This window comes from Synechococcus elongatus PCC 11801 (assembly GCF_003846445.2).
Classification (GTDB): domain Bacteria; phylum Cyanobacteriota; class Cyanobacteriia; order Synechococcales; family Synechococcaceae; genus Synechococcus; species Synechococcus elongatus_A.
Window position 1 is genome coordinate 2,049,899 of the sequence record NZ_CP030139.2, and the last position, 25,992, is coordinate 2,075,890.

Consider the following 25,992-nt stretch of genomic DNA (forward strand, 5'->3'; position numbering starts at 1 on the left):
AGCGTTCTGCTCAGAATGCCCGTGATTTTGTCCTTGCACACGCTCTGGCGACACTGTTGTCGCAGCCTACTCCTCATCGCGATCGCTGGTCTCGCCTGGAGTTGGATTGCCCCACCCGCGATCGCCCTCGATTTCACTAAGGAAATCCTGATTGAGTCCGATTTTTCCAATCGCGATCTCAGCGACGCCAACTTTACGAAAGCGAATCTGCGCAGTAGTGACTTTAGCAACTCGGTGCTAGTTGGGGTTCGTTTTTATGGTGCGAACTTGGAAAGTGTTGATCTGCATGGTGCGAACCTGAGTAACACAATTCTTGACCAAGCACGGATGACCAACACAGACTTGACAGACGCCATTTTGGAAGGGGCATATGCTTTCAATACCCTCTTCCAAGGTGCCAAGATTACCGGTGCGGATTTCACCGATGTCTTGATGCGAGAAGATGCACAAAACCTGCTCTGTCAGGTAGCAAAAGGTATCAACTCCAAGACAGGGCGAGCGACCCGTGAGACTTTGGACTGCCCTTAGTGAACTTGGTGACAAAATCTTCAAGATAAAAGCCTTCTCACATTGAGAAGGCTTTTATAAGCAAAAAATTCCTAGTAATTAACTAAACGATGAAATCAAAATTAGCTGCCGTTAGATTGATGCTACTTGTTGAGAAACCATCTAGCTGAGCTAGGGTAACTTGGTCAGATGTGCTGCCAAAATTGCCGTCTGCATCGTAAAGGAAAGAACCGCTACTCAAGTCGAAGGCAAAGCGTACATTGTTGAAATTCGCATTATTCAGATTATTGCGAATGTCAACCAAAATCGTATTGGCAGTATTGATGGCGCTTGTCACACTGCTGGTAATTGGATCCGAAGTGGGTAATGGAGCACCAATAAAGCCAGAACTTTGAATTGCAAGGATATCCTGGGTACGAAATAACTGTACGAGGTCACCACTTCTTGCCAGACTCGTAAAAATGAGCTTGTCCGTAGCAGTGTCATTACCAAAATTGACAATAGTTGATCCTCCAAAACTGGTGAGTGTGTCGCTCCCTATTGTTCCGTCAAGGAAAGGTGCTTTCCCCTGGCCGACAATTTTGGCGACATTTAGTGCCTCAGTGGTTGATGCACCCGCCTCGAGAGTAGAGAAGATGCCATTTTGTCCAAACTCAGGATTGTAAGGAGTGTTAGACAAAATCAAACTATCTGTGTAGGCATTTGCTAGGGCAACCTTCTGAGTCAAAATTGCTGCATCACTTCCGATCGCTCCATCTAGAATTTGAGTGACAATTTCTCCTACTCGCCCTTGAATTGGAGAATTTCGGAGTTCTTTAAAACGCTGTAGGAAGAAACTAGCGCCTACTGGATCAACGTCTCGATTAAAAACATTTCGAAAAACGCTATTTATGAAGGATGCAATTGCCTCATCAGAAGCAGCATTAGGATTAGCTAAAATAGGGTATAAAGCTTGAGCTTCAGGTAGATTTGCAAAATCACGGCTTGCTCGACCAATATCTGAGCTAGTAATTAAACGACTAACCCAGAACTGTTGCCCGCCAGCATCAGCAGCTCGATTGTAGTAGCCAATGTAAAGTCGTTGGGCTTGGATTGATGCCTGATCAGGGTTGGGCTTGCCAGAGAGTGGTGTCAGTCCATTACGCCATGCACCTAGCTGACTATCTGTAGCAGCTAACTCTGCAACTAAGTCCTGATAGTCACGAAAGTCTAGGCTTGTGCCCGGGTTGCCTGTGCCTGGGTTACCTGTGCCTGGGTTACCTGTGCCTGGGTTACCTGTGCCTGGGTTACCTGTGCCTGGGTTACCTGTGCCTGGGTTACCTGTGCCTGGGTTACCTGTGCCTGGGTTACCTGTGCCCGGGTTGCCTGTGCCCGGGTTGCCTGTGCCCGGGTTGCCTGTGCCTGGGTTGCCTGTGCCTGGGTTGCCTGTGCCTGGGTTGCCTGTGCCCGGGTTACCTGTGCCCGGGTTGCCTGTGCCTGGGTTACCTGTGCCCGGGTTACCTGTGCCTGGGTTGCCTGTGCCTGGGTTGCCTGTGCCCGGGGTACTTGTTCCTGGGGAGAGTACGCCACCAACTACACCGAGGACATCAGGGACAACACCAGTATTTGGGTTACCGTCTAGAGCACCGTTAACTGTACCTGTGACTGTATTAACGACACCGGGTAGGAGACCGTTGCCAGTATTTGGGTTGCCTGTGCCCGGGGTACTTGTTCCTGGGGAGAGTACGCCACCAACTACACCGAGGACATCAGGGACAACACCAGTATTTGGGTTACCGTCTAGAGCACCGTTAACTGTACCTGTGACTGTATTAACGACACCGGGTAGGAGACCGTTGCCAGTATTTGGGTTGCCTGTGCCCGGGGTACTTGTTCCTGGGGAGAGTACGCCACCAACTACACCGAGGACATCAGGGACAACACCAGTATTTGGGTTACCGTCTAGAGCACCGTTAACTGTACCTGTGACTGTATTAACGACACCGGGTAAGAGACCGTTGCGACCTGAACCGCCTGTAACAGTGTTTAGCAAACTCATGAGTTAGTCCTTCTAACCTACGGAAAGTTGAGCCTTTGGTAGGAATACGGACAACTGAGTTGAATGGATGCATTTTATCTAGACCTGAAAAGTCATAAGTTGTGTAGTAGGGTCATGGTCAGTATCTCCTAGGCTACGACAGTTAATCGCTCCAAAAGAGATACGTTCATCCTGGTTCAGTGGATGCATGTAATCCCAATCCCAAGCTTGTGAATGATTGACCGATTGAAGACTGGGAGAGCCAGAACTCATCAGGACTAGTTGTGGCAGCTATTACCTTAATCGGGACAGTGCTAATACAGGGAGAGTGTGTTGTAGTGAAGGCGACAAGAGTGGTACGCCACTTGCTTGAAAGAATCAGTGGTCTATGGCGTTAATTGCCCTAAGTTAATTGAGAAAAACTATTGCTCTAGATACCTAGATACTTAAATAAGGCGCACAAAAGTGGGGAGATGGCATTGCCACCTCCCCGATCGCATGAAGCTTGTGTGTTGAGTCTTAGCGGAAGCCGACTGCTGCTTGCCAAACGAAGGCGAGCAAGAGGAAGAACACCGGAATCACGGGCAGAACATCCACCAAGGGATCGAAGAGTTGGTAGGCTTCCGGCAGTTTTGCCAAGAGCAATGCAGCTTCCATTGTGGGACTCCCTTCTCTGAACGCAGGACTCGACTCAGTTGTTTTGAATGCTATCACGGCGCTACCGGCACTGCGGATGGCTGTAACCAATGACCAAACTCTTCGACGAAGCGATCGCTGAGAATCGCCTCGCGAATCCGAGTCGTGAAGCGCACTAGCTCGGTAATGTTGTGGATCGAGAGCAGGGTGTAGCCGAGAATTTCCCGCGATCGAATCAGGTGGTTGAGGTAAGCACGGCTGAAGTTTTGGCAGCAGTAGCAAGAGCAGTCTTCATCGAGCGGCCGGAAGTCTTCGCGGAACTGAGCATTCTTCAGATTCCAGCGATCGCCTTTGACTAGGGCAGCACCATGGCGAGCCAAGCGGGTTGGGATTACACAGTCAAACAGATCAATCCCAGAAGCGATCGCCTGCACCATTTCGCGGTAAGTCCCCACGCCCATCAAGTAGCGGGGCTTATGGGCGGGCAACAGTGGTGCAGTTGCTTCCACGATGCGGTGAATTTCTTCGGAGGGTTCACCCACACTGACGCCACCGATCGCATAGCCCGGCAGGTCAAGCTGCACCAGATCTCGTGCCGCCTGTTGCCGCAGATCGAGATAGACGCCGCCTTGGACAATACCAAACAGAGCTTGATCCTGCGGTCGTTCATGGGCAGTAATGCAGCGTTCCAGCCAGCGATAGGTCCGCGCCACCGCTGCTTCGACATCCTTGCGCTCCGCCGGATAGGGCGGACATTCATCGAAGGCCATGATCACATCGGCCCCCAGTGCATTTTGAATGCGAATCGATCGCTCGGGGGTGAACTCAATCACCGCGCCATCGCGGGGCGATCGAAAGGTGACGCCGCGCTCTTCAATCTTGCGCAACTCACTGAGGCTGAAAACCTGAAAGCCACCGGAATCAGTCAGCATCGGCCCTGACCAATTCATGAAGCGGTGCAGTCCGCCCGCCTTGGCGACAATGTTTTCACCCGGCTGCAAATGCAGGTGGTAGGTATTGGACAGCACCATTTGGGCGCCGGTCTCGCTCAGTTGGGCAGGCGTTACAGTTTTGACCGTAGCCAACGTACCCACTGGCATAAAGCGCGGGGTTTCAACAATCCCGTGGGGCGTGTGGAAGCTGCAAGCTCGGCCACGAGTTTGGCTGCACTGTCGATCGATTTGGAACTGAAACGCTGTCAATGAAGCCACCGCGCACTGCCGATCCATGCTATCGCCGCAGCTGGCGCTTCCTGAAATGATCCGGCAACTCTGGGCAGAGCTGAACGCTGCCATCCTTTTCTACACGGTGCTGCCGCTCCCTCAACGCTGGCCGACACAGTTTGCCGGTATGAGCCGCTGGGCTCCGATCGTGGGCGTGATGCTGGGACTGATTTTGACCGTCAGCGATCGCCTCTTAGCTGTGGCTCAATTACCGTTGCCGCTACGAAGTCTGCTGATCGTTTTGTTGGCGATCGCCCTAACCGGCGGATTGCATCTGGATGGGGCGATGGATACAGCAGATGGTCTGGCGGTTCCCAACCCCGATCGCCGACTGGAGGTGATGAGTGACAGTCGTACCGGTGCATTCGGAGCGATCGCCGCGATCGCGATTATCAGCCTCAAAACCCTCGCTCTTTGCTACCTTCCCGCACCACGATCGCTCTTGATTCTGCTGATTCCAGTCTGGGGACGCTGGGCGCAAGTGCTGGCGATCGTCCGATATCCCTACCTCAAAGCGGAGGGCAAGGGCGCGATCCATAAACAGACGGGGCGCGGCGCGATCGATTTACTCCCAGGGGCGATCGCCTTACTGATTGGAATTAGCGCGATCGCTCGACTTCAATCCCTGACAGTTGCGCTGCAACTTCTTGCGATCGGCCTGTTTTGGACTTGGACAACAGGAGCATGGTTGCAGAAAAAACTGGGGGGCCAAACTGGCGACACCTACGGCGCGATCGTGGAATGGACGGAAGCTCTAATTTGGGTCAGCCTGACGATCGGTCAGGCTTAGTCCAGACTGGTACCGTCAGAACAAAAGCAGCTCCGGTTGCGGGCAAATCCGGCTGATACTGAGCTGCAGGGCTATAGCAACGCAACTCACCGCCCACAGACTGACTGAGATCACGGGCGATCGCTAGACCCAAGCCACTCCCCGGAATCGAGCCATTGCTTTGAACACCGCGAAAGTTGCGATCGAAGAGATACGGTAAGTCTTCCGCCGGAATCTGGGGGCCGTCATCCCATATGCAAAAGGCGATCGCGGTTCCACCAATGGCAGCCCAATTCAGACCGACCCGACCCGCCACTGGCGTGTATTTGCAGGCATTTTCCAACAGATTACCGAGTACTTCCAGAAGAGTGCTGGCTGGAGCCAACACCGGTGGCACTGATTGCCAATCTTGGACTTCAAAATCCAGCCCTTTTTCCTGAGCGAGCGCAACCGTCCGTTCGATTAACAGCGGCAGATACTCCGCCACTTCAGTAGGAATCTGAGTCGCTGCAGCATTCAATAACAGTGGGTTAGCACTGGGTAGCGTTGCGGCTGGGGCAGCTGAGGATGGATGACTGAGGAGAGCTAATAGATCGGACAAGCGATCGCTCTCGCGCAGCAAACTTGCTGCCAGTTGATGATTACGTTCCTCCGGCTGCATCCGGCGCAGCAAGAGTTTGGCAAAGGTACGCAGTGCAGTTAAAGGATTTTTAATTTGGTGTAGCAGGATTTCCATCCGATCCTGTTCCTGCAACTGCCAATAGTCACGATGCTGGAGTTGCTGTTGCAGTAATTGATTTTTCTGATCGAGCGATCGTCCCAAGGCAAGGGTGTCGGCAATCTGTTCGAGCTGCAGGGCTTCAGACTCCGTCCAGTCGCGATCGTCGCGACGCGTCACTAATAGCCCCAGCACTTGCTCCCCTTGGCGCAATGGAATCCAACGCTGATAAGACAGTTCGCCTGCCTCCGAAGACCGCATGAACTGATCGATGGGGGGCACAAGCTTGGTTGCGGCCGTTGGTTCGCGACTGTCTCGCGCTGGCACCAGCGAAGGCTGAGCCGTAACAGGATAAAGCGCGATCGGCACCAACATCGTTGCCGAATCTTGAGCCTGGGGATCGACCAGGTAGACCGCACTCAAACTTGCACCGAGCGCATGGCTCAGCAATTCAAGCTGCGCTTGGCAAAGCCGCGAAAATTCGACCCCGGTTGTCATGCACAATCCCCATCAATCTAAGACGGAGCTGTGCCAAGCCTAACGCGAGCCTTCGGCCTCAGCCTAGTGAGTCCAAGACAACTGAAAAGCTGAATGGGCGAGCGATCCCCACAGAGTTGCACAAAAATGACAGAACTGATACGGACTGTAACGCTCTGCTTGTGCGACCCCAGCACTATCTATATGATGGAAGTTAATTTTGTATTGACAATTACAGAGCGTTCAGTCTTTTTTGGACTGCCTAGGGCTCTGGGTAACGTGCAAGATCGGCCGAACCGAGGGGGTAAAGTCGTGGCGAGAAGACGGAAACGGAAAAGTCGGCGGCGTCTAGAAGGACGTAAAATTCTCGACTTGGTGCCTCAATATAGCATCGACAGTGGTGACGACAAGCCCGTCACAGCCGCCCGCAACTTTATCCACTCTGAAAAAATTGCGCCGCCGGCTTTGCTTCTTGTCAAGCGGAACGAGCACACTACCGATCGCTACTTCTGGGCCGAGAAAGGCCTGTTTGGCGCTCAGTATGTGGAAGAGAACCATTTCTTGTTCCCAAGTCTGCGGGCTCTTCTCGAAGAGGAAGAAGAGTACGAAGACGAAGAAGAGCCGATGCTCGCAACCTGCTAGCTCAACAACCAAAGGCTGTAGCAGAACAGTTGTTCTCCAAAGCGTAGGGATCTTTAGTGATTTCTACGCTTTTTGTTTAGCTAATTCAGGATTACATCCTTAAGGCTCAGTAACGTGGGGCGGCAGTTGTTGATTCAAAAAGTCGCGCAGTGCCGCGATCGCAGGGCGATCGATCCAGTGGCCACTTTGAGTGGGTAAAAGCTGACTCTGGCAGCCTGCGGCTTGGAGCCGTCGGTGGATTTCTTCGCTGGCTTCAAACGGCACCACTGGATCGATCGTGCCGTGAGTTACAAACGCTGTCAGTGACTGGGTGTCAGGCCACCTCAAGGTCGGATGCCAATAGCCACTACAGACCATCAGTCCTTTTACGGGCAAGCGTGCACCCATCTCCAGGGTCATGGCAGCGCCTTGAGAAAAGCCAAGCAGCAAGGTTTTTGAGAGCGGTTGTCCATTCTGATCAGGCAGTGCTTGCAGCCAGTCTTGGAGCGCGGCGATCGCTTCGGGTAACCCCGGCCAATCTGTTTGCATGAGGTCGTACCACATCCGACCGGCCTCTGTTCCTGGACAGGGTAGCGGCGCTTCCACTGACCAAAGATCAAGGTCGGGCCGAGCAAATTCGGCATCCAAGCCCAAAAGATCCTCTGCATTCGCCCCGAAGCCATGCAGCAACACCACTTGTCCAGCGACAGGCGCAATCGCTGGACGATGGCGAGCAGTGAGCGTCATGGTCATTCCTTGGCTTCCAGTCAGGTTTCGCTATTCTCGCAAGCCGAACGCTGAGCTGCAGTGCAGGTATTGGTAATGAAGTTGCGCAGTCTCTTATAAGGAAGAGCCTCCAGCGATCGCTGGAGGCCGAAAAACAGCTTCTCCTGCTTTCGGGTGGGTGGAGAAGTCTGAGCTATTTGCAGTCTGGCTGAGGATTCCTTGGAAGATCCAGATTCTTCAACGAAATGTGAGATTGGCAAAAGCAGGGACTTTCTTGCCCATGAAGGAATGCTCAGAGCGCGATCGCTGCTCTTCAATCCTCACCTTTAAAACTTTTCAAGCGACTCGCCAACCGAAGGAACAGCCAAGCGATCGCGGCCTGCGTCACAATGGCGGGTAGTTGAACCTTCCGAGATGGCATGGCTACAGAGACTTTGGCGCTGACGCCTGAAAACGTAGAAACCGTATTGGATGAGCTGCGCCCCTACTTGATTGCTGATGGTGGCAACGTCGAACTCGTTGAGTTGGATGGCCCGATCGTCAAGCTGCGCCTAAATGGCGCTTGTGGTTCTTGCCCCAGCTCGACCATGACTCTGCGCATGGGCATTGAGCGCAAGCTGCGCGAAGCGATTCCTGAAATTTCTGAAGTCGAACAAGTCTTCTAGGGTCTCCCCAATTCAGTCGAGCACCGTCGCCCCAGTATGCTGAGTGAGGCGCAACTGTTTGCGCTAGATGCATTCCTGCTGAACCGGTGCTCGACCTTCGTTTGCTGCGTGAAAATCCTGAGGCGACCCAAGCTCTCCTCGATCGCCGTCACTCCGGCTACGACATCCAGCCGCTATTGAATCTTGACCGGCAGGTCCGTCAGTGGGAGCAGGAACGCACCCAACTGCAAGCCCGTAGCAATGAAATTGGCCGTACCGTCGGGCAAAAAATGCGCGAAGGCGCAGACCCGAAAAGTGAAGAAATTGCTGCCCTGCGCGAGGAAGGCAACCAGCTCAAACAACAAATTGCTGATCTAGAACAGCAAGAACGTCAGGTGCGCAGTGAGCTAGAGAGTACGCTGCTGACGTTGCCGAATTTACCCGACGAAAGTGTTCCGCTCGGTAGCAGCGAGGACGACAACCGCGAGATTCATCGCTGGGGTGACGATCGCATCCGTGAGGGTGAGTTTGCACCGCATTGGGAAATTGGCGAGCGGCTGGGACTGTTTGATTTCGAGCGATCGACTCGCATTGCCCAAAGTCGCTTCGTCACCTTGCTAGGCGCAGGTGCGGCATTGGAACGGGCACTGATTGCTTTCATGCTCGATCGCCAAACAGCAGCTGGTTACACAGAAGTTGCCCCGCCCTACTTAGTCAACAGCACCTCGCTCACAGCTTCCGGTCAACTTCCCAAGTTCTCCGAAGAAAGTTTCCGCTGCGATCGCGACGATCTTTGGCTGATTCCCACCGCAGAAGTGCCACTGACCAGCCTCTACCGCGACGAAATCCTCAGCGCTGATCAACTGCCGCTGCGTTATTGCGCCTACACACCTTGCTTCCGGCGGGAAGCAGGTAGCTATGGTCGCGACACCCGCGGACTGATTCGCCTGCACCAGTTCAACAAAGTTGAGCTGTACCAATTCGTCCATCCCGATCACTCGGATGCAGCACACCAACAGCTGCTGGCAGATGCGGAGGCCATCCTTCAGGCGCTGGAACTGCCCTACCGCACGATCGAACTCTGCACTGGCGATATGGGTTTCTCGGCGCAAAAAACCTACGACATTGAGGTCTGGTTGCCCTCAGCAGGTCGCTACCGCGAAATTTCTAGCTGTTCTAACTGCGGTGACTTCCAAGCCCGGCGTGCCAATATCCGCTTTAAAGAAGCCGGTCAAAAGGGCACCCAATTCGTCCACACGCTCAACGGCTCTGGTCTTGCGGTGGGTCGGACGATGGCGGCGGTGCTGGAAAACTATCAGCAACCGGATGGCAGCGTGCGAGTCCCCGAAGCGCTGCAGCCCTACCTACGCCAAACGGTGATTGGTCGGCCCTAGAGCGCCGGTGCCAGAATAGAGCGGTTGACCCTTGAAGGATTGCGCATGTCGGTTTTGGCTGCGATCGCTGTCTTAGCGCTGCTGATTGTCGTGCATGAAGCCGGTCACTTTTTGGCGGCGCGCTGGCAAGGCATCTATGCCAACCGCTTTTCGATCGGTTTTGGCCCTGTCCTGCTGCGCTATCAGGGCAAAGAAACGGAATATGCCTTGCGCGCGTTTCCTTTGGGTGGCTACGTCGGCTTTCCCGATGATGATCCCGACAGCACAATCGACCCGCGCGATCCCAACTTGATGCGCAACCGGCCAGTCCTCGATCGCGCCATTGTGATCAGTGCTGGGGTCATCGCCAACCTGATCTTCGCGTTCGTAATCTTGGTGACACAGGTCGCGATTGTGGGCATTCCCCAATCGCTGCAGCCCCAGCCCGGCATCGTCGTGCCACAGGTGATGGGGGAGAAAACACCAGCCGCGATCGCAGGCTTGCAAGCGGGCGACGTGATCACAGCCAGCAGCGGACAAGCCCTCGGCAGCGGTGAAACCACCGTCAAAGATTTCATCCAAATCATCAAGACCAGCCCTGAGCAGACGATTCCGATCACGGTGAAGCGGAATGGGACGGAGCTGCAACTGACGCTGGTACCTGAGCGCAGCCCTGAAGGTCAGGGTCGCATTGGCGTGCAACTGGCACCCAATGGCCAAATTAACTACCGGCGACCCAATGGCCCCGGCGAAGTGCTACGGCTTGCTTCTCAGCAATTTGAAGAAATTGTCCGCCGCACCATTCAAGGTTTTGGTCAATTGGTGACCAACTTCCAAGAGACAGCGGGTCAAGTTTCGGGCCCCGTCAAAATCGTGGAATGGGGAGCCAACATTGCGGCGAGTGATTCCGGCAACCTCTTCTTCTTTGCAGCCTTGATCAGCGTCAACCTCGCTGTGATCAACATCCTGCCGCTGCCAGCACTGGATGGTGGCCAACTGTTCTTCCTGTTGATTGAAGCGCTGCGCGGTCGCCCCCTGCCCCAGAAGTTGCAAGAAGGCGTGATGCAAACGGGTCTGATGCTGCTCTTGGGGCTGGGCATCGTCCTGATTGTGCGTGACACGACGCAACTAGCTTGGGTTCAACAGTTCTTGCAACAGTGACCTCAACTCCTCCCAGACTCTCCAAAAAGCAGCGGGCGCTGGCTGTTCTGGCTGAGCTGAAACAGCTCTATCCTGAAGCGCCCTGCTCGTTGGACTTTGAAACGCCGCTGCAACTGTTGGTAGCGACGGTTCTTTCAGCGCAATGCACCGATGCCCGCGTCAACGTGGTGACGCCAGCCCTGTTTGCTCGCTTCCCCGATGCACCGGCCTTTGCGGCAGCAGATGTGCGCGAGATTGAGGAACTGATTCGTTCCACCGGCTTCTATCGCAACAAAGCCAAGAACATTCATGCGGCCTGCCGGCGGATTGTCGAAGTCTATGACGGAGAAGTGCCGCGATCGATGCCTGAGTTGCTGACCCTCGCAGGCGTAGCACGCAAAACTGCCAACGTTGTCCTTGCCCATGCCTTTGGAATTAACGCTGGCGTCACCGTCGATACCCACGTCAAACGGCTGGCGAATCGCCTCGGCTTCACAACCCATGACGATCCGGTCAAGATCGAGCAGGACTTGATGAAGTTGCTGCCCCAGCCCGACTGGGAGAACTGGTCGATTCGGCTGGTCTACCATGGTCGTGCCGTCTGTGATGCCCGCAAGCCTGCCTGCGATCGCTGTACCCTAGCGCTTCACTGCACCACCTTCAAGCGATCGCAGCGGACGGGTAGAAAGGCCTCTGGTATTATGGAGAATGCTGTCTAAATTCCTGAGCATCTTTTTAAGGCAAGCTAATGGCGAAAAAAGCGATGGTCGAGCGCGACCGCAAGCGCAAGAAACTAGTCGAGAAATACGCGGCCAAGCGTGAAGCGTTGAAAGCCCAATTCGAGGCTGCTACCACCCAGTCGGAACGTCTGGAGCTGCACCGCAAGCTACAACAGTTGCCGCGTAACAGCGCTCCCACTCGCGTGCGCAACCGTTGCTGGGCAACCGGTCGTCCCCGTGGCTACTACCGTGATTTCGGCCTGTGCCGCAACGTCCTGCGGGAGATGGCTCACCAAGGACTTCTGCCGGGCGTCGTGAAGTCGAGCTGGTAGACAGCCGCGATCGCTCAATTCAAGTCTTAAAGTCAAAAGGGAGCCCACTGGGCTCCCTTTTTGTTGGGATGCAGGATCTTATGGCTGCCAAGCGATCGCGATTTGCCGGCTCCCTAACCCGCTGGGGTCTGACAATTTTGCTCCTGCTCTACCTCGGTGCCTTGGGTGCTAACTGGATCGCACCCTACGATCCCTATGCCTCGCAGGCCGATGCGGCATTGCTTCCCCCCAGTCAAATTTATTGGCGCGATCGCCAAGGCCAATGGATTGGACCCCATGTCTATCCAGTCCGCCAAGGCCCAATCGATCTCAAAACAGGGCAGCGCGAACTCATCACGAACTGGAACGCACCCTCACCGCTGCGGCTGTGGGTGGTGGGCGACTCCTACCAATTGCTGGGCTGGAAGGGCGATCGCCATCTATTCGGCACCAATGGCCCTGGCAAGCTGTATCTACTCGGAACTGACGATCAAGGTCGCGACCAGTTTAGTCGACTTCTCTATGGCAGTCGCATCAGCCTGAGTGTGGGGCTAGTCGGGGTACTGCTCACATTTCCCCTCGGTGTTTTGGTTGGCGGCATTGCGGGCTATTGGGGCGGCTGGGTCGATGCAGCGATCATGCGGCTGGTGGAAGTCCTGATGACCATTCCCAGTCTCTATCTCCTGGTGGCGCTGGCAGCCGTCTTGCCGCCAGGATTAAGTAGTGCCCAGCGCTTTTTGCTGATTGTGGCGATCACTTCATTGGTCAACTGGGCAGGGTTGGCGCGGGTGATTCGCGGACAAGTGCTCTCGCTACGCGAACGGGAGTACGTCCAGGCTGCACAAGTGATGGGGGGCAGCAAGCTCTATCTACTGGTTCGCCATGTACTGCCGCAGACGCTGACCTACGTGATCATTGCCGCGACACTGGCGGTTCCGAGTTTTATCGTGGCGGAATCGGTGTTGAGTCTCGTCGGCTTGGGGATTCAGCAGCCCGATCCGTCTTGGGGCAACATGCTCTCGCTGGCAACCAATGCATCAATGCTGCTGCTTAATCCTTGGCTGATTTGGCCGCCTGCGGTTCTGATTGTGGTGGTGGTGTTGGCTTTCAACTTAGTGGGCGATGGTTTGCGCGATCGCCTTGACCCCCATCAGTAATACGGAGTGGCTTGCCCCTTTATCCCAGCCATCTGTCACGACTAAGACAGTTGTATAACTGGCCTATTTTCTGCATTGATTGAGTCGTTATTTTCAGCCGGTTTTTAGACTGTCACAAGTGTTGCTAAAGCTAAAATTTTTGATTTTGTGGCTTCTATTCTAATTTTTAAAATTCCTAAAAGTCCTGTCTCAATAAGGATTTTGTGTTTTGGTTGGTCAAGACTAAAAGTTTTATTTGTTTCTTTATTTCTGCCGGCGATCGCCGGAACATTCGATCTGCGATCGCGTCCCAAGGAGCATTCCTGTTGTCATCAATTGCTCCTGCACTATGACTTTTGCACGGACTTGTGGACTCGCACTTGCTGCCTGTTTAGCTGGTGGTACCCTGCTCGAAGTACAGCTACAGCCTGCGGCTGCAGGACCCGGCAAGGGTTGGGATCGCTGCGATCGCCCCGGCCAAGGGAATCGTCGTGCCTGCCTTGAGCGCTGGGATCGCTCCGAACGGTTTGACCGTCGCCGCATTCCCATTCCCGTCGTCGATCGACGCTTTCTGCGATCCGGGAGTCGCATGAACTTGTTCTTCCCTGGCCGCGATCGCATTGTGCTGCGGCGAGGCGAAGTATTGCCCCTCGAAGGTCGCTTAGCGCGCGATATCTTCGACAACCGCGGTCGGATTCTGATCCCCCGCAATAGCCGGATTGTTGGCCAACTGCGTCCTGATGGCCGTGGTCTGCGCTTTGTTAGCGATCGCCTGATCTTGCCCAACGGCGGGATTTTTCCGATGCGGGCTCACTCTGGCTTGATCTTTAGCGAACCGTCCTTTGGTCGGCCTGACCTCAGCACCGTTCTGATTACCGGCGCAGCGCGAACCCTCTTAAACAATTTGCCTGGCTACAACGGCGCCATCGATCGCAGCTTTGACGATGCACTGCGGGGTGGCAATTCCCAAATCATCGTTCTCGATTCCAGCGATCTCGACTTAGAGCTGCTGTCCGATCTGACCTTCCGCTAACCTTCCTACCTTTCACTTCTCCCTTCACTGGAGCATTTCTCATGTCTCAAGCATTAAAAGCCGGTTTTGCCTCCCTCCTCTTCATCGGTAGCAGTGGTAGTGCACTCGCCCTGACCTTGAGTCCTGCTGCCTGGGCACAATCGAGCCGCTTTACGGATGTCTCTGCTGGTTATTGGGCACAGCCCTTTGTGGAAGCCTTAGCCAGTCGTGGCGTGATCAGTGGTTTCCCTGATGGCAGCTTCCGACCCAATGAACCTGTCAGTCGGGCTCAGTTTGCAGCCATGTTGGACAAGGCTTTCACCGTCAGTAGCCAACGATCGCCCCAAAATTTCAGCGATGTCCCGGGTAACTACTGGGCCCGCACTGCGATCGACTCTGCCTACAGTCGCGGTTTTATGAGTGGCTATACGGGCAACCGCTTTCAACCGGAGCAGAGCATTCCCAGGGTTCAAGCCTTGGTCTCGCTCGGCTCTGGCCTGAACTTGACACCGCGTTCGGACATTAACAGCACCCTCAGCGTTTTTGCGGATAGCAGCTCGATTCCTGACTATGCCCGCGATCGCGTGGCTGCGGTGACTGAGCGTAACCTCGTGGTCAACTATCCAGACCCACAGTTCCTCAATCCCAATCGTTCGGCTACTCGTGCAGAGGTGGCGGCCTTCCTCTACCAGTCGCTAGCCAACAATGGCCAAGTGGCTCAGGTTAACTCGCCCTACATTGTCGGTCAGAACACGATTCCGGTCATTCCCAGCTCAAACGCTGCCTTACCCCCGGGCAGCCTGATTCCGGTTCGCTACGATGCCGCGGAGCGGGTACTTCTTGCGCCGGGGGAAACGGTTCCGATCACCCTGACGGTGTCTCAAGACCTGACGCGATCGGGCAGTCTTGTCATTCCCCGCGGGAGTCAGATCAATGGGGAACTGCGGCCAGCGAATCTGGGCAACCAACCTGGAACGCAATTTGTCGCTCGGACGCTTGTGCTGCCAAATGGGCAGACCCGCTCTCTCAACGCCCGCTCCGAAATTATTACGGATGTGGAAACAGTGCAGCGGGGCGCAAACCTCGGGAATATTCTCACGGGCACTGCGGTGGGGGCTGCCGCTGCTGCGGTGATCAGTGGCTTGACGGGCGATCGCCGGATTGATGTGCTGGAAGTCCTTGGAGGCGCGGGACTCGGCGGTTTACTCAGTGGCTTGTTGGTCAAAAATAATGTCGATCTCTTGGTTGTTGATCCCAATCGCGACTTAGCCTTGACCCTCGATAGCGAGTTTGCGGCGCGCTAAGCAACCCTACACTCATCGATGAAAAAAGCGATCGCTCCATCAATAGGGCGATCGCTTTTGTGTGACTGCTGCCAGCCAAGGATCTGTAAACAGAAAACAAATCGCCCGCCCCCACTGGAAGCGGACGATTTCGCTGATTGACAGCGCAGGAAAGAACTTATTCCGAAATGCTGCTCAGAGCGTTAGAAGCATCTTTGGCAAAGCCCGAGTAAGCTTCCATGCCATGCTCGCCAATATCCAAGCCTTGCAGCTCTTCTTCGGGCGAAACCCGCAGACCCAATAGGGCCTTAAGGATACTCCAGATAATGACGCTACCGACAACTGTCCAAACACCGTAGGAAACAATCCCCAGGATCTGTGAGCCTAGCTGGGCAAAGCCATGGCCATAGAAAAGGCCTTTTTGGAGGTTGAACAAGCCAACTGCCAAGGTGCCCCAGACACCGCAGACTAGGTGGACAGAGCAAGCACCGACCGGGTCATCAATTTTGAGGTTTTCGAAGGTATAGACGGAGAAGACAACGAGAACCCCAGCAATTGCACCAGCGATGAAAGAACCGCCCATGCCAAAGCCATCACAGCCTGCGGTGACACCGACTAAACCAGCCAAGATGCCGTTAATCACCATCGACAGGTCCGGTTTGCCCGAAGTTGCCCAAGAAGTGATCGTGGCTGTAATACCACCAGCCGCACCACCTAGCGTTGTTGTGACAGCAACATAGGGAACAGCGGTGTTGAAAGCCAAGACTGAACCGCCGTTAAAGCCGTACCAGCCGATCCAGAGAATCAATGCACCCAAGGTTGCGATCGCAAGGTTATGACCCGGCAGAGCACCCGGACGACCATCTTGGAATTTGCCCATCCGAGGACCGAGGATGATGGCACCGACCAAGGCAGCCCAACCACCCACTGAGTGAACGACGGTAGAACCTGCAAAGTCGAGGAACCCGGCTTTATTCAGCCAGCCAGAACCTACGTTCCACTGCCACGAGCCGGAAATCGGGTAGATGATCGCGGTCAGAATCAAGCTGAAGATAATGAAGTCAACAAACTTGATCCGTTCTGCAACAGCACCAGACACAATCGTCGCGGCGGTGCCAGCAAATGCGGCTTGGAACAGAAAGTCTAGTGAGGGGATAAGACCATCGTTTTTGATCGTCTCAGCCGACACTGTGGAATCAAAGAAAAGACCGAGCGGGCCACCTTTTCCGAAGTACAGGAAGCCATCAATCACAGGACTGCCGTACATCAGCGAGTAGCCGATGATCCAGTAAGCCGTTGCTGCCAAGGTGAAAACAATCAGGTTTTTCGCCAAGACGTTAACAGCATTTTTTTGGCGGCAAAGACCGGTCTCAACCATGGCGAAGCCGGCGTTCATGAAGATCACCAACACAGTGGAGATCATCAGCCAGAGGTTATTGACCAGAAACTGAGCACTGGGGACTGGCTCGGCCGCATCTTGAGCGTTAGCGGCGACGCCCCAAAGAACCGCAATGACCGTCGCCAAGGGGACACAGGCCAGCCAGAGCTTGGACCCTTGAAAACGGTTAACTAGGCGTAGAAAGCCACTTTGAAAGTCAGGAACAGCAGTGGAGGCCCACGCCCATCCCTTCGGTTTTCGCCCGCCAAACGCAGGCGCCACACCTCGAGGCATTTGGAACAACTCCTTTGACAGCACGTCAATCTAGCAAAGGCAAAGGATGACTCAACAGATGGCTCCCTGTACTGGAGCAACAAGCTGTCTAGCATCCTTAGAGGTCTCTGTAAGCATTCAGCGAGACTCAAGGTTGTTTTGTAATCGATGTAACAGTTCGCCCTAAGGGTCTCGAATCAGGTATTTAGAATAATTATGGTTTCAATAGAAAAAACAAAGGGTTAAGTGCGATCCCCCTTGAGGGCTCTTGATATAGCGGCTTTGAGCATCCTAGTGGCGACCCTCAGTCTGTTCGAGGTAGGACTCCACACCGATCGCACTTAGGCGGGCTTGCTTGTCCTGCACCATTTGCTCCAAGGTCTGGCGATAGTCTTGCACGGCTTGTAGTAGATCAGGATTGTGACTGGCGAGCATTTGGACAGCTAAAAGCCCGGCATTGGTGGCATTGCCGATCGCAACCGTTGCGACCGGAATCCCAGCAGGCATCTGCACGATTGAGTAGAGCGAGTCCACACCCTGCAGGGTTCGGGTCTGAACCGGAACTCCAATGACAGGCAGGGGAGTCAGCGCCGCGACCATTCCCGGCAGATGCGCAGCGCCACCGGCTCCCGCAATGATCACTTTCAAGCCGCGTTGATGAGCCGTTTGGGCATACTCGACCATTCGGAGAGGAGTGCGGTGGGCTGAGACAATTTCAACCTCGTGGGCAATGTCAAATTGCTGGCAAATGGCGATCGCGGCCTGCATGGTGGGCAAATCGGAATCGCTGCCCATGATGATGCCGACAGCAGGCTGAGAAGATGCAGCGGGTGAAGCAGGAACAGAAGAGGTCATGGTCACTGGCGTAAGATTGGGGCGATCGACCGCAATTGCTAGGTCGACCGTTTGTGCAGATCGACGATGACCGCTGCTCCTACCCTGCTGACGAATATTCGCGTTCCGGGCTGTGCAGAGGTTCAGCGCCTTTGGCTTGATGCTGCCGGTATTGTGCAGTCGATTGAGCCGATGTCGCAAACCTTCGATCGCCTGCCGCCGCCACAACTGCGGATGATTGATTTGCAGGGCGACTGGCTATCTTTGGGCGGTGTCGATCTTCAGATCAATGGTGCTTTGGGGTTAGCTTTTCCCGATGTGCAAGCCAACGATCGCGATCGCCTTGTAGCGATTTGTCGCTTGCTCTGGGAACAGGGCGTCGATGCCTTTACGCCGACCTTAGTGACAAGTTCGATCGCGCAGTTACGGCAGGCCATTGAGGCAATCGCGGACTTCATGGCACAGCCCTTGCAACCGCGCCACGCCAAGGTTTTGGGGTTGCATCTAGAGGGGCCTTGCCTCGCAGAATCGAAGCGTGGGGCTCACCCGCAGGAGTATTTGCAACCGCTAACTGTCGAAGTCCTCTCGGAGATCTGTGGCGATCGCTTGGCGCAGATTCGAATTGTCACCCTCGCGCCGGAACTCGACCCCACGGGAGAAGCGATCGCTTGGTTACGCCAGCAGGGTGTGATTGTCAGCTTGGGGCACACCCAAGCCACAGCAGAGCAAGCACAAGCGGCATTTGAGCAGGGTGCCACGATGGTGACCCACGCCTTCAACGCCATGCCGCCGTTGCATCACCGTCAGCCGGGACTCTTGGGTGCAGCACTGACCACAGATACCGTTGCTGCCGGGGTGATTGCCGATGGTCAGCACATCGACCCGATCATGCTGAAGCTCCTGTTGCGGGCTGGTGAGGGCGATCGCCGCCTATTTCTCGTCAGTGATGCCCTAGCTCCCTTGGGGTTGCCCGATGGTCGCTATCCCTGGGATGAACGCCAGATTACGGTGACTGATGGCACCTGTCGACTGGATGATGGCACCTTGGCGGGTACAACCCTGCAGCTACTGGCAGGCGTTCAGAACCTGGTGCGTTGGCAAATTTGCACACCAGAAACCGCGATCGCGTTAGCGACCCTAGCGCCCCTGCGCGCCTTAGGGGTCGATTGGTCGGATCCGCGTCTGCTCTACTTGTCTCGCCCCGTCTGTCAGCTGCTGCGCTGGCACCAGGCCGAAACGGGTGAACTAACTTGGCAGCGGCTGTGCGAAAACGACGAATTACCTACGCCTGCGTCGATCTAGGCCGGTCGGAATATTAGAATCGTCTGCGAAGATGCCGCCCTTGCCATGACAGCCCTCGACGACAAGACTATCGTTCGTGACTATTTCAACGCCACGGGCTTCGATCGCTGGAGCCGCATCTACGGCGATGGCGAGGTCAACTTCGTTCAAAAAAACATCCGCATCGGCCATCAGCGCACCGTTGATACGGTCCTCGCTTGGTTTGAAGCCGACGGCAATGTGAGCGATCGCAGTTTTTGTGATGCAGGCTGCGGGGTAGGGAGCTTGAGCTTGCCCTTGGCAGCGCGCGGTGCCAAGTCTGTGTTTGCTAGTGACATCTCGGCCAAGATGGTCGAGGAAGCGCGCGATCGCGCCAGCCAAAGCCTAGGCGACGCTAGCAACCTGCGGCTGGAAGTTTCGGATTTAGCTTCTCTCACAGGTCGTTACGACACAGTCATCTGTCTCGATGTTCTGATTCACTACCCCGAAACGGAAGCCGCTGAGATGCTCAGCCATCTGTGTAGCCTGGCGGAACAACGGGTTTTGGTCAGCTTCGCGCCGAAATCACCCGTCTTGAATGTGCTGAAGCGCATCGGACAGTTCTTCCCCGGTGCCAGCAAAACCACGCGGGCTTACCAACACAGCGAAACCGCGATCGCAGCAGCCCTTGCAGCCAATGGCTTCCAAGTGCAACGCCGCGCCTTCAATAAAGCGCCGTTCTATTTCTCGCTGCTGCTCGAAGCCGTTCGTACAGCATAGTGCGGTAGCTCAGGCGAGGTTTCCTGATCCGGCGATCAGTCCAAGAATTTCTGGTTAGCTGCGATCGCAGCGATGCATGCTTTTTCCTAGCTCCCTGCTCGGCATGGGCGAGAAGATTCGCCATTGCTGTAGTTCTTCTGTGACCCTTGTGGGAGCTGGAGGCTCCAATTAAAAAATCCGCCCTCGAATTCACGAAGGCGGATTGCTGCAGTGAGACCAGCAAGTTGCTGGGAATCGACAGACCTAAGGAGAGGAGTTGGCCTGCCATCAGTGCGGCAGACCATACACCATCTCGAATTAGCCGCCGATAGTTTGAGCAAGCCCAAGGAAGAGCGGGATACACAACCCGATTGCAACGGGTGTCCCGATTGCAGTCGAAGCACCGATATAGGCAGAGGGGTTAGCGGAGGGAATACCAGCGCGCAAAGTCGGGGGGCCTGAGATGTCTGAGCTAGAAGCCGCGATAACGGCTAGAACCACGACACCGCCCATACTGAAGCCCGTAGCGTAGTGGGCAATCATGCCGAGACCGAAGGCAATGAACCCGTGCACAATCGGAGCGATTATGCTGTAGACGACGTACCACTGAGCTACTTTGCGCAGTTCACCAATCCGTGACCAAGCCTCCATCCCCATGACCAGCATCAAGATGGAAAGCAGGCCGCGGAAGAGGGGATCGTAGAAGTTTTCGTAGACACTTTCCGGTCGAGCGAAAAGACCCAGTGCTACGCCGAGCAACATTGCTGAGAGGGCAGGACCTTGGAGGCTTTCTTCCACGATCGGCCAGATCTTGACTCGGTTATTGCCAGACCCTTGCTGCTTGCTGAAATACTCTTGCCGGCTGGTGGGGTAATCTGACTGATCCGAGTAATCGCCTGCTGCAACAGGTTGTTTGCTGAAAGACTCCTGCGCCACGGCATAGGTTGCTTCTTTGCGTTTTTTCTTATTGAGATAAATATTGGCGACCACAATCGCAGTCACGAGCGCAGGAATATCCATGAAAGGATAAAGTGCGCCAGCCCACGCTTCATAGGGAATTTTTTGCTCTTCAAGGAGTGTCAGTGCCGCAGCCATCGTCGAGCCACTGACAGCACCAAATAGCCCTCCTGTCGCGATCGCATCGACCGTTTTGACTTTTGGAAGTCTGGCCAAGGTGTAGCGGGCGATGAAGACGATGAGAATGCCAACTGCCACAGAAAATATGGCAGGCAATATCATCTCTGTCAGGTTGGAATTGCGGATAGCTATGCCACCAGTCAGACCGATTTTGATCAGCAGCATGAAGACGATGATCTTACAGATCGACTCCGGAATTTGCAGCTGGCTACCCAGGGCAGCAATGACCATCCCACCAATCAGAAAACTGAGTGTTGGCGACTGCAGCTGCTTAACGAAGTCCATCAAAAAATTGGACAGAAAATCCACGAATCCCTCCTTTTGCCTCCCTTGAAGAGGAGCAATGATTGTGATGTGTTCAGTGAGCCTAAAAAAATTGAGTAGAAAAGAGGGGTGAAAGACTTCACCCCAATAGCACAGGCATTACATAAGGATTTACTGACAGGGTATTGAGAGAGGATTACTCTCCACAGCGGACTGAAAAGTGACAGCTATTCTGGCCCTTTATTTCCCCATAGACTCCTGTCTATCAAGACTCAAATTTTTATGTGTTCAAGTCTATCCTGAGTCCGACAGATTTTTTTGCTGCTCAACATGGATTTACAACGTAATGTCAAATCCATGTCATAAGTTTTTCTTTATTGGATAACCATTTCTGAGTGCTTTGGTATTCATGTAAATCGTGATCGCAGATTTCTTTCAATGCATCACGTTACGCATGAAAATTATTGAGCCAAGTCAATTACGATGCTTGGCCCACTAATATCATCATCTGGCCTAAATAGATTCATAAGCTGAGCTTTTGTTATGGGTGCTGAACTAACAACTGACCTGCCCTATTGATCTTGAGTTATACCTTGTAGCTCAATCACAACTATAGATAGCGTCCTGATCGATCAATGCTCACGGCAGTCTGCAGCAGAAGCAGGATCGTCGCATCAAAAAGATAAGTGTTTTTTATGAAATGCTTCCTCGAATCTGAGGCGATCTTCCTCAAAGAAAGGGCATGGGTTCGCTGAGTTTTGGCATAGACTCGAAAACATGGTTCAAGGCCTAACCATAGACTCTTGCCTTGGATTGTCTTAGCCGATCGCCTTAGGAGGTACCGCCCATGACTCAGAAAGCATGCAAGCTGATCATCGTGACTGAAAAGGTGCTGCAGAAGAAGATCACTCAGATCATTGATGATGCTGGGGCGACTGGTTACACGGTGGTCTCTGCTGGTGGGAAAGGCAGTCGCAACGTGCGTTCGTCAGGGCAACCCACGGTGAGCGACACCTATTCAAATATCAAGATCGAGGTTCTGACGGTTGATCGAGAGCTGGCGCTCAAGATTGCGGATGAAGTTGCCGAGAAGTTTTTCGATGATTACTCTGGCATCTCTTATCTCTCGGATGCAGAAGTCCTGCACGCGCACAGATTCTAAGGCGAAGCCCCCGCTCAATGCCCAAAATGTGCCTCAGTGCAGGGGCTTTGGTGGAGTGTTGTAGGGGCGGTGGGGTGAGGGTAGGTTTGTGCAGTCATTAGACTATGTGTTGTTGGAGCGCACCTCCCTCACCGGTATCGCCCGTGTTCTGTGGCTTTGAGAAAGTGCCTGTGTGAGATGGGAAATGATGCTATCCCTCTAACGACAGGATCAGCAAAGATAGCGATCGCTCGACCGTGATCACACTAGATCCGCGATCGCTGCTGCGTTAGCGGCCAATGGTTTCCAAGTTCAGCGCCGTGCTTTCAATAAAGCTCCGTTCTATTTCTCGCTTCTGCTGGAAGCCGTTCGGACTGCTTAATCTGTTGTGTTCTCAAGAAAGTAAATTCAAAGGCTGACAGAAGCCAGTGATTTTTGCATTCACAGACTCATCACTACTAAGACAAATTAAAAAATCGTTTGAGCTTTCCAAAGAATGAAGAGTCTCTCGCTGGCTCTGTAATTCTAGGTTGCACAAGATTTTTGTTTGCTTGCGCTCGTGCTTGCGCCTGAGCTCGAACTTTGGCCAATTCAGCTAATTCAGCAAAACGTTTTTGTTCTTGCAGACAGCTTTCACTGCAATAGTGGCAGTTAGAACATGGACAAATGAGCTTCTGACAAACAGGACAAGTATGGTGTTCTCCCAAAATTAGGGGACTAAATCCGCATTTACCTTTCCTGTCAACTTTTCCGCCGCAATACGCAAGTAACGTGGTCCAAGGATCATTACTACTTTTTCTCGCCTGCAATAAACCATTACCAGAGAAGTGAAAGCTGGTGAAACTGCTTAGCCTGATTGAGTCTTTATGCTCCCACAGAGTAGTTAAGGTTTCACATAAATCTTTGACTGTATTTAGAGGATCATAAATCCATAATGGATGAGTAGAATCCTTAGATGGATAAATTATTTTTGAATAATCTCTAGGTGAAAAATTAGTCGTATTAGATCTTGCCATCAATAAAAAGTGCTTCAGTATTGATAAGTAAAGATATGGCAAAGATATTCTAGGGTTTGGGCTTGAATATAATATTTCAACAAAGCTTTCAAGCCAAATAGGCTTTGCATCTTCCCAGCTTTTAGGGATAGGATTTTTGGAAGCAATGCATACTGCAAAATAATTTAAATACAATGCCTTAGTTAATTCACGGTAGGAGAATGTATCAAATCTGAAATTCTTTCTAATCTCGCATATTGCCTCTAACTGATTTTTATAAAATTTGTCATTATAGTCAAACAGCCAAGGTGGTAAATATTCCTCACAATCCTGATAACGATTAAAAGTTAGATAAAAATAGCTGTCTTCAAAAATATCTTTGAGATGCTTGATTAATGACTTTTGCGTTTCTCCGAGAATGATGGGATTTTTTACGTAAAATGATGTTTGTCCATCATTGATACTTTGCAATGTCAGATAAGGTGACAAAACACCTACTATAGTGACATCACTACCATTATTATTCTTAAATTTCTTGACATAGAATTCTGAGTAAGTGCTAGAATTTACTGACCGTCTTGCATTTTTTACATCAATCAATATTGTGTTGTCTAGGCGTATATCAGCAATCATCCATGCAGTACTTTGATTAGTAATCTGATGGATTGCAAGATCCTCAACGGAGTAACCTTGGCCCTTATAAAATCTACTCACTAACTTCTCAGCGCCTCTAGCTGAGATCATTTGTGCTTTCCAGTAGTCATTTGAACTTCTATCACCGCACCATAATTCAGTTAACTCCTCATCGAGTTCACTGAGAGAATATAGATCCTGCCAATGAATAGACAGATGCTGATCAGGATAAATAGACTTGTTTAGCTTTAACAAAGCAGAAGCTCTAGACCGTATTGAGTCCTTTCCCTGAATTGTGTTTATAACTTTAGCTTGCTTTTCTTTTTCAAGATTTTGGTATTCTGATGTTTTTGAAGATTGACTCGAGTATTTGGCAATTTCTAGAATAAAACTCTGATTAAAAGTTTTCCCTAAAAGGGGTGTTATTTCGTAAACTCTTTGTAAGTCTAGACTCTTGATATGATGAGCTAAGATTTTAGCAGCTTCTGTATTTCCTTTTTTCTTGGCGTAGATAGAAACTAACTGCAAAACTTGTGCTATTTCATGGCTTTTAAGATCTGAAAAATTCAAAGCTAATTTTGTTGTGAGGTGCACTAATGAATAGATAGGCAAATCCAAGGTGGATTTTATATTTATTGTTTTCATGTCCACTGCTAATTGATAACCATATTCAAATTTTTCTACTATTAATTGGTAATCATATTTAAATTTCTCGTCATTGCTTGTGTCTTTTTTGATGATAATACCTACTGCAAAAGCATACTTATTTTCTTTGATATTTGCCATTTTGAATAAGTCGATTTTTGAGTATTTTGTGGTTGAAATTGAATTTTTATTTGGCGGCACTCCAATAGTAACAATAATTACTGTTAAGCAAAATATTTTTACTAAGTTTTTAGATTGAGGTTGATTTTTTTGTTTGATAATGTACTTCAAGCCTAACGCTGGCGATGATTGGGGGGATCGTAGAAATCGGGTGGATGGCGTCGCACCCACTTGAGAAAACGCTGCACTTCCGGATGCGATCGCAGGCGATCGGGGGTGTTGTAGAACAGCGCTAGCTCCTGTTCACTGAACAGCGAATGAATTTTGCGATGGCAGATTTGATGGACATACAGCCATTCCTTACCGCCATGACTGCGGGGTAAAAAGTGATGGCGATCGACAAAGCGATCCTTCCATAGGGGGCGATCGCAGAGGGGGCAAGGACCGAGGTCTTGGGGTGCTGCGGGCATCGGGCGATTGTGATTTAGCTGTCGTAGGGATTACTCGGGGGATTAATGGGCTCGATCTGCCTTGCTGCAATCACCACTTGTTTCTTGCCAGCTACCGTCTCAGCTTGCATGACACCCTGAACAGAAAGCCATTGATCAACTGGGTAGGCCTGGCGATCGCCAGCAGGTAAACGCACTGGCAGCCCCAACGGATAGGCATCCGCTGCACAGCAGGTCAAGGTAAAGCGAGCAATCAATAAATAGTTATTGGGGAGCTCGGCCGGATGCATGGCAAAGCCTGTGACATTGACGCGCTGGCCCACATAAGCCGATGGCTCTGGGTAGACGTTGAGGGTGCGTACCCAGTCCGTAATCGTCCGCTCCTCTGGTCGTTGGCTATTCCGAAAAGCCTGCGGCCGACTGCGGCTGTAGCCAGTCAAGTCGTCAAGATTAAGGTCGCGAGCTAGGTCGTTGGCAAACACCCGCGGGGGAATTAAAAAGCCCGCGATCGCCACCAGCAGCAGCAAGCCGATACTCAAGCGACGGGGTAACAGGGCGGAATGGAGTGCTGGCGTTGGACTGCGATCGTGTTTGAGTTGCCAGCCTCGGGCGATCGCCATGCCCAGAAAAGCGATCGCGGTAAAGACTGTCAAGGCTTGATAGGCCGGATGAATCAGCAGGTTGAGATCGCCCCGCAGCCAGTAGACCAGTAGCAGCAATCCCCAAGCCACGAGCGCGAGGCAGTCGAGCCAAGGCAGCAGAGTCGGTGAGGTGAGGCGACGCAGAATCATG

Annotated in this window: 26 protein-coding genes; 14 read left to right on the plus strand and 12 right to left on the minus strand. The window is 52.8% G+C overall.

Annotated features, from left to right (window positions below; all coding sequences use genetic code 11):
* Window positions 1–15 precede the first annotated feature (15 nt).
* Complete coding sequence (locus DOP62_RS10200; protein WP_208675081.1) at window positions 16–528, plus strand: pentapeptide repeat-containing protein; 513 nt, start codon at window positions 16–18, stop codon at window positions 526–528.
* Window positions 529–610: 82 nt separating this feature from the next.
* Here the strand turns inward: DOP62_RS10200 and DOP62_RS10205 are convergent, their stop codons facing one another.
* The 3 genes from DOP62_RS10205 to tgt all read right to left on the minus strand — a co-directional run bounded on the left by DOP62_RS10205 (window position 611) and on the right by tgt (window position 4,389).
* Window positions 611–2,545, minus strand: a complete 1,935-nt coding sequence (locus DOP62_RS10205) for a beta strand repeat-containing protein (protein WP_370538785.1) — start codon at window positions 2,543–2,545, stop codon at window positions 611–613.
* A 498-nt stretch (window positions 2,546–3,043) separates the two neighbouring features.
* Window positions 3,044–3,181, minus strand: coding sequence for a photosystem II reaction center protein K (locus DOP62_RS10210; protein ID WP_208675079.1), 138 nt, complete (start codon window positions 3,179–3,181; stop codon window positions 3,044–3,046).
* A 53-nt stretch (window positions 3,182–3,234) separates the two neighbouring features.
* The gene (gene tgt, locus DOP62_RS10215; protein ID WP_208675078.1) at window positions 3,235–4,389 is read right to left on the minus strand and encodes a tRNA guanosine(34) transglycosylase Tgt; all 1,155 of its coding nucleotides are present in this window, start codon (window positions 4,387–4,389) and stop codon (window positions 3,235–3,237) included.
* 28 nt (window positions 4,390–4,417) lie between these two features.
* Between tgt and cobS the strand changes: the two genes are divergently transcribed.
* Window positions 4,418–5,173, plus strand: a complete 756-nt coding sequence (cobS, locus tag DOP62_RS10220) for an adenosylcobinamide-GDP ribazoletransferase (protein ID WP_208676820.1) — start codon at window positions 4,418–4,420, stop codon at window positions 5,171–5,173.
* Here the strand turns inward: cobS and DOP62_RS10225 are convergent.
* Window positions 5,148–6,368: a GAF domain-containing sensor histidine kinase gene (locus DOP62_RS10225; RefSeq protein ID WP_208675077.1), complete on the minus strand. Its 1,221-nt coding sequence runs from the start codon at window positions 6,366–6,368 to the stop codon at window positions 5,148–5,150. The genes cobS and DOP62_RS10225 overlap by 26 nt on opposite strands.
* Before the next feature lie 291 nt (window positions 6,369–6,659).
* On the opposite strand from DOP62_RS10225, the gene DOP62_RS10230 reads away from it, so the two are divergent.
* Window positions 6,660–6,989, plus strand: coding sequence for a DUF3155 domain-containing protein (locus DOP62_RS10230; RefSeq protein ID WP_039755863.1), 330 nt, complete (start codon window positions 6,660–6,662; stop codon window positions 6,987–6,989).
* A gap of 99 nt (window positions 6,990–7,088) precedes the next feature.
* Here DOP62_RS10230 and DOP62_RS10235 read toward each other — a convergent pair whose 3' ends face one another.
* A complete protein-coding gene (locus DOP62_RS10235) occupies window positions 7,089–7,715 on the minus strand; it encodes an alpha/beta hydrolase (protein WP_208675075.1) in 627 nt (208 codons plus the stop codon).
* Window positions 7,716–8,113: 398 nt separating this feature from the next.
* On the opposite strand from DOP62_RS10235, the gene DOP62_RS10240 reads away from it, so the two are divergent.
* The 6 genes from DOP62_RS10240 to DOP62_RS10265 all read left to right on the plus strand — a co-directional run bounded on the left by DOP62_RS10240 (window position 8,114) and on the right by DOP62_RS10265 (window position 13,038).
* On the plus strand, window positions 8,114–8,359 hold the full coding sequence (locus tag DOP62_RS10240; protein WP_208675073.1) for a NifU family protein: 246 nt from the start codon (window positions 8,114–8,116) through the stop codon (window positions 8,357–8,359).
* Between the two features lie 86 nt (window positions 8,360–8,445).
* Complete coding sequence (serS, locus tag DOP62_RS10245; protein ID WP_208675071.1) at window positions 8,446–9,732, plus strand: serine--tRNA ligase; 1,287 nt, start codon at window positions 8,446–8,448, stop codon at window positions 9,730–9,732.
* A 45-nt stretch (window positions 9,733–9,777) separates the two neighbouring features.
* Window positions 9,778–10,872, plus strand: coding sequence for an RIP metalloprotease RseP (rseP, locus tag DOP62_RS10250; RefSeq protein ID WP_208675069.1), 1,095 nt, complete (start codon window positions 9,778–9,780; stop codon window positions 10,870–10,872).
* Window positions 10,869–11,570 carry an endonuclease III gene (nth, locus tag DOP62_RS10255; RefSeq protein WP_208675067.1) on the plus strand — a complete coding sequence of 234 codons (702 nt, stop codon included), beginning with the start codon at window positions 10,869–10,871 and terminating at the stop codon, window positions 11,568–11,570. The genes rseP and nth overlap by 4 nt, the downstream gene beginning before the upstream one ends.
* A 29-nt stretch (window positions 11,571–11,599) precedes the next feature.
* Window positions 11,600–11,902 carry a 30S ribosomal protein S14 gene (gene rpsN / locus DOP62_RS10260; RefSeq protein WP_208675065.1) on the plus strand — a complete coding sequence of 101 codons (303 nt, stop codon included), beginning with the start codon at window positions 11,600–11,602 and terminating at the stop codon, window positions 11,900–11,902.
* A 68-nt stretch (window positions 11,903–11,970) separates the two neighbouring features.
* Window positions 11,971–13,038: an ABC transporter permease gene (locus DOP62_RS10265; RefSeq protein WP_261789948.1), complete on the plus strand. Its 1,068-nt coding sequence runs from the start codon at window positions 11,971–11,973 to the stop codon at window positions 13,036–13,038.
* Window positions 13,039–13,142: 104 nt separating this feature from the next.
* Here the strand turns inward: DOP62_RS10265 and DOP62_RS10270 are convergent, their stop codons facing one another.
* Window positions 13,143–13,331: a hypothetical protein gene (locus DOP62_RS10270; protein ID WP_208675063.1), complete on the minus strand. Its 189-nt coding sequence runs from the start codon at window positions 13,329–13,331 to the stop codon at window positions 13,143–13,145.
* Window positions 13,332–13,366: 35 nt separating this feature from the next.
* Between DOP62_RS10270 and DOP62_RS10275 the strand changes: the two genes are divergently transcribed.
* Window positions 13,367–14,050, plus strand: a complete 684-nt coding sequence (locus DOP62_RS10275) for a hypothetical protein (RefSeq protein WP_208675061.1) — start codon at window positions 13,367–13,369, stop codon at window positions 14,048–14,050.
* A 41-nt stretch (window positions 14,051–14,091) separates the two neighbouring features.
* Window positions 14,092–15,333, plus strand: coding sequence for an S-layer homology domain-containing protein (locus DOP62_RS10280; RefSeq protein ID WP_208675059.1), 1,242 nt, complete (start codon window positions 14,092–14,094; stop codon window positions 15,331–15,333).
* Window positions 15,334–15,490: 157 nt separating this feature from the next.
* On the opposite strand, the gene DOP62_RS10285 is transcribed toward DOP62_RS10280, so the two are convergent.
* Together DOP62_RS10285 and purE are read right to left on the minus strand one after the other, a co-directional pair.
* Entirely contained in the window at window positions 15,491–16,984 is a 1,494-nt protein-coding gene (locus DOP62_RS10285) for an ammonium transporter (RefSeq protein WP_338429796.1), read from the minus strand.
* A gap of 270 nt (window positions 16,985–17,254) precedes the next feature.
* Window positions 17,255–17,818, minus strand: a complete 564-nt coding sequence (gene purE / locus DOP62_RS10290) for a 5-(carboxyamino)imidazole ribonucleotide mutase (RefSeq protein WP_208675057.1) — start codon at window positions 17,816–17,818, stop codon at window positions 17,255–17,257.
* A 66-nt stretch (window positions 17,819–17,884) separates the two neighbouring features.
* Here purE and nagA point away from each other — a divergent pair, with 66 nt between their 5' ends.
* On the plus strand, window positions 17,885–19,099 hold the full coding sequence (gene nagA / locus DOP62_RS10295; protein ID WP_208675055.1) for an N-acetylglucosamine-6-phosphate deacetylase: 1,215 nt from the start codon (window positions 17,885–17,887) through the stop codon (window positions 19,097–19,099).
* 45 nt (window positions 19,100–19,144) lie between these two features.
* Entirely contained in the window at window positions 19,145–19,837 is a 693-nt protein-coding gene (bchM, locus tag DOP62_RS10300; protein ID WP_208675053.1) for a magnesium protoporphyrin IX methyltransferase, read from the plus strand.
* Between the two features lie 297 nt (window positions 19,838–20,134).
* On the opposite strand, the gene DOP62_RS10305 is transcribed toward bchM, so the two are convergent.
* Complete coding sequence (locus DOP62_RS10305; RefSeq protein ID WP_208675051.1) at window positions 20,135–21,262, minus strand: sodium-dependent bicarbonate transport family permease; 1,128 nt, start codon at window positions 21,260–21,262, stop codon at window positions 20,135–20,137.
* Between the two features lie 802 nt (window positions 21,263–22,064).
* Between DOP62_RS10305 and DOP62_RS10310 the strand changes: the two genes are divergently transcribed.
* Window positions 22,065–22,379 (plus strand): P-II family nitrogen regulator, encoded by a 315-nt coding sequence (locus tag DOP62_RS10310; RefSeq protein WP_208675049.1) that lies wholly within the window; start codon window positions 22,065–22,067, stop codon window positions 22,377–22,379.
* A 437-nt stretch (window positions 22,380–22,816) separates the two neighbouring features.
* On the opposite strand, the gene DOP62_RS10315 is transcribed toward DOP62_RS10310, so the two are convergent.
* From DOP62_RS10315 to DOP62_RS10325, 3 genes are read right to left on the minus strand one after another with little or no spacing between them, the layout of a single operon-like run.
* Window positions 22,817–24,922 (minus strand): hypothetical protein, encoded by a 2,106-nt coding sequence (locus DOP62_RS10315; protein ID WP_208675047.1) that lies wholly within the window; start codon window positions 24,920–24,922, stop codon window positions 22,817–22,819.
* Window positions 24,923–24,924: 2 nt separating this feature from the next.
* Window positions 24,925–25,221, minus strand: a complete 297-nt coding sequence (locus DOP62_RS10320) for an HNH endonuclease (protein WP_208675045.1) — start codon at window positions 25,219–25,221, stop codon at window positions 24,925–24,927.
* Window positions 25,222–25,235: 14 nt separating this feature from the next.
* Window positions 25,236–25,991, minus strand: a complete 756-nt coding sequence (locus DOP62_RS10325) for a TIGR03943 family putative permease subunit (protein WP_208675043.1) — start codon at window positions 25,989–25,991, stop codon at window positions 25,236–25,238.
* Window position 25,992: the final 1 nt, after the last annotated feature.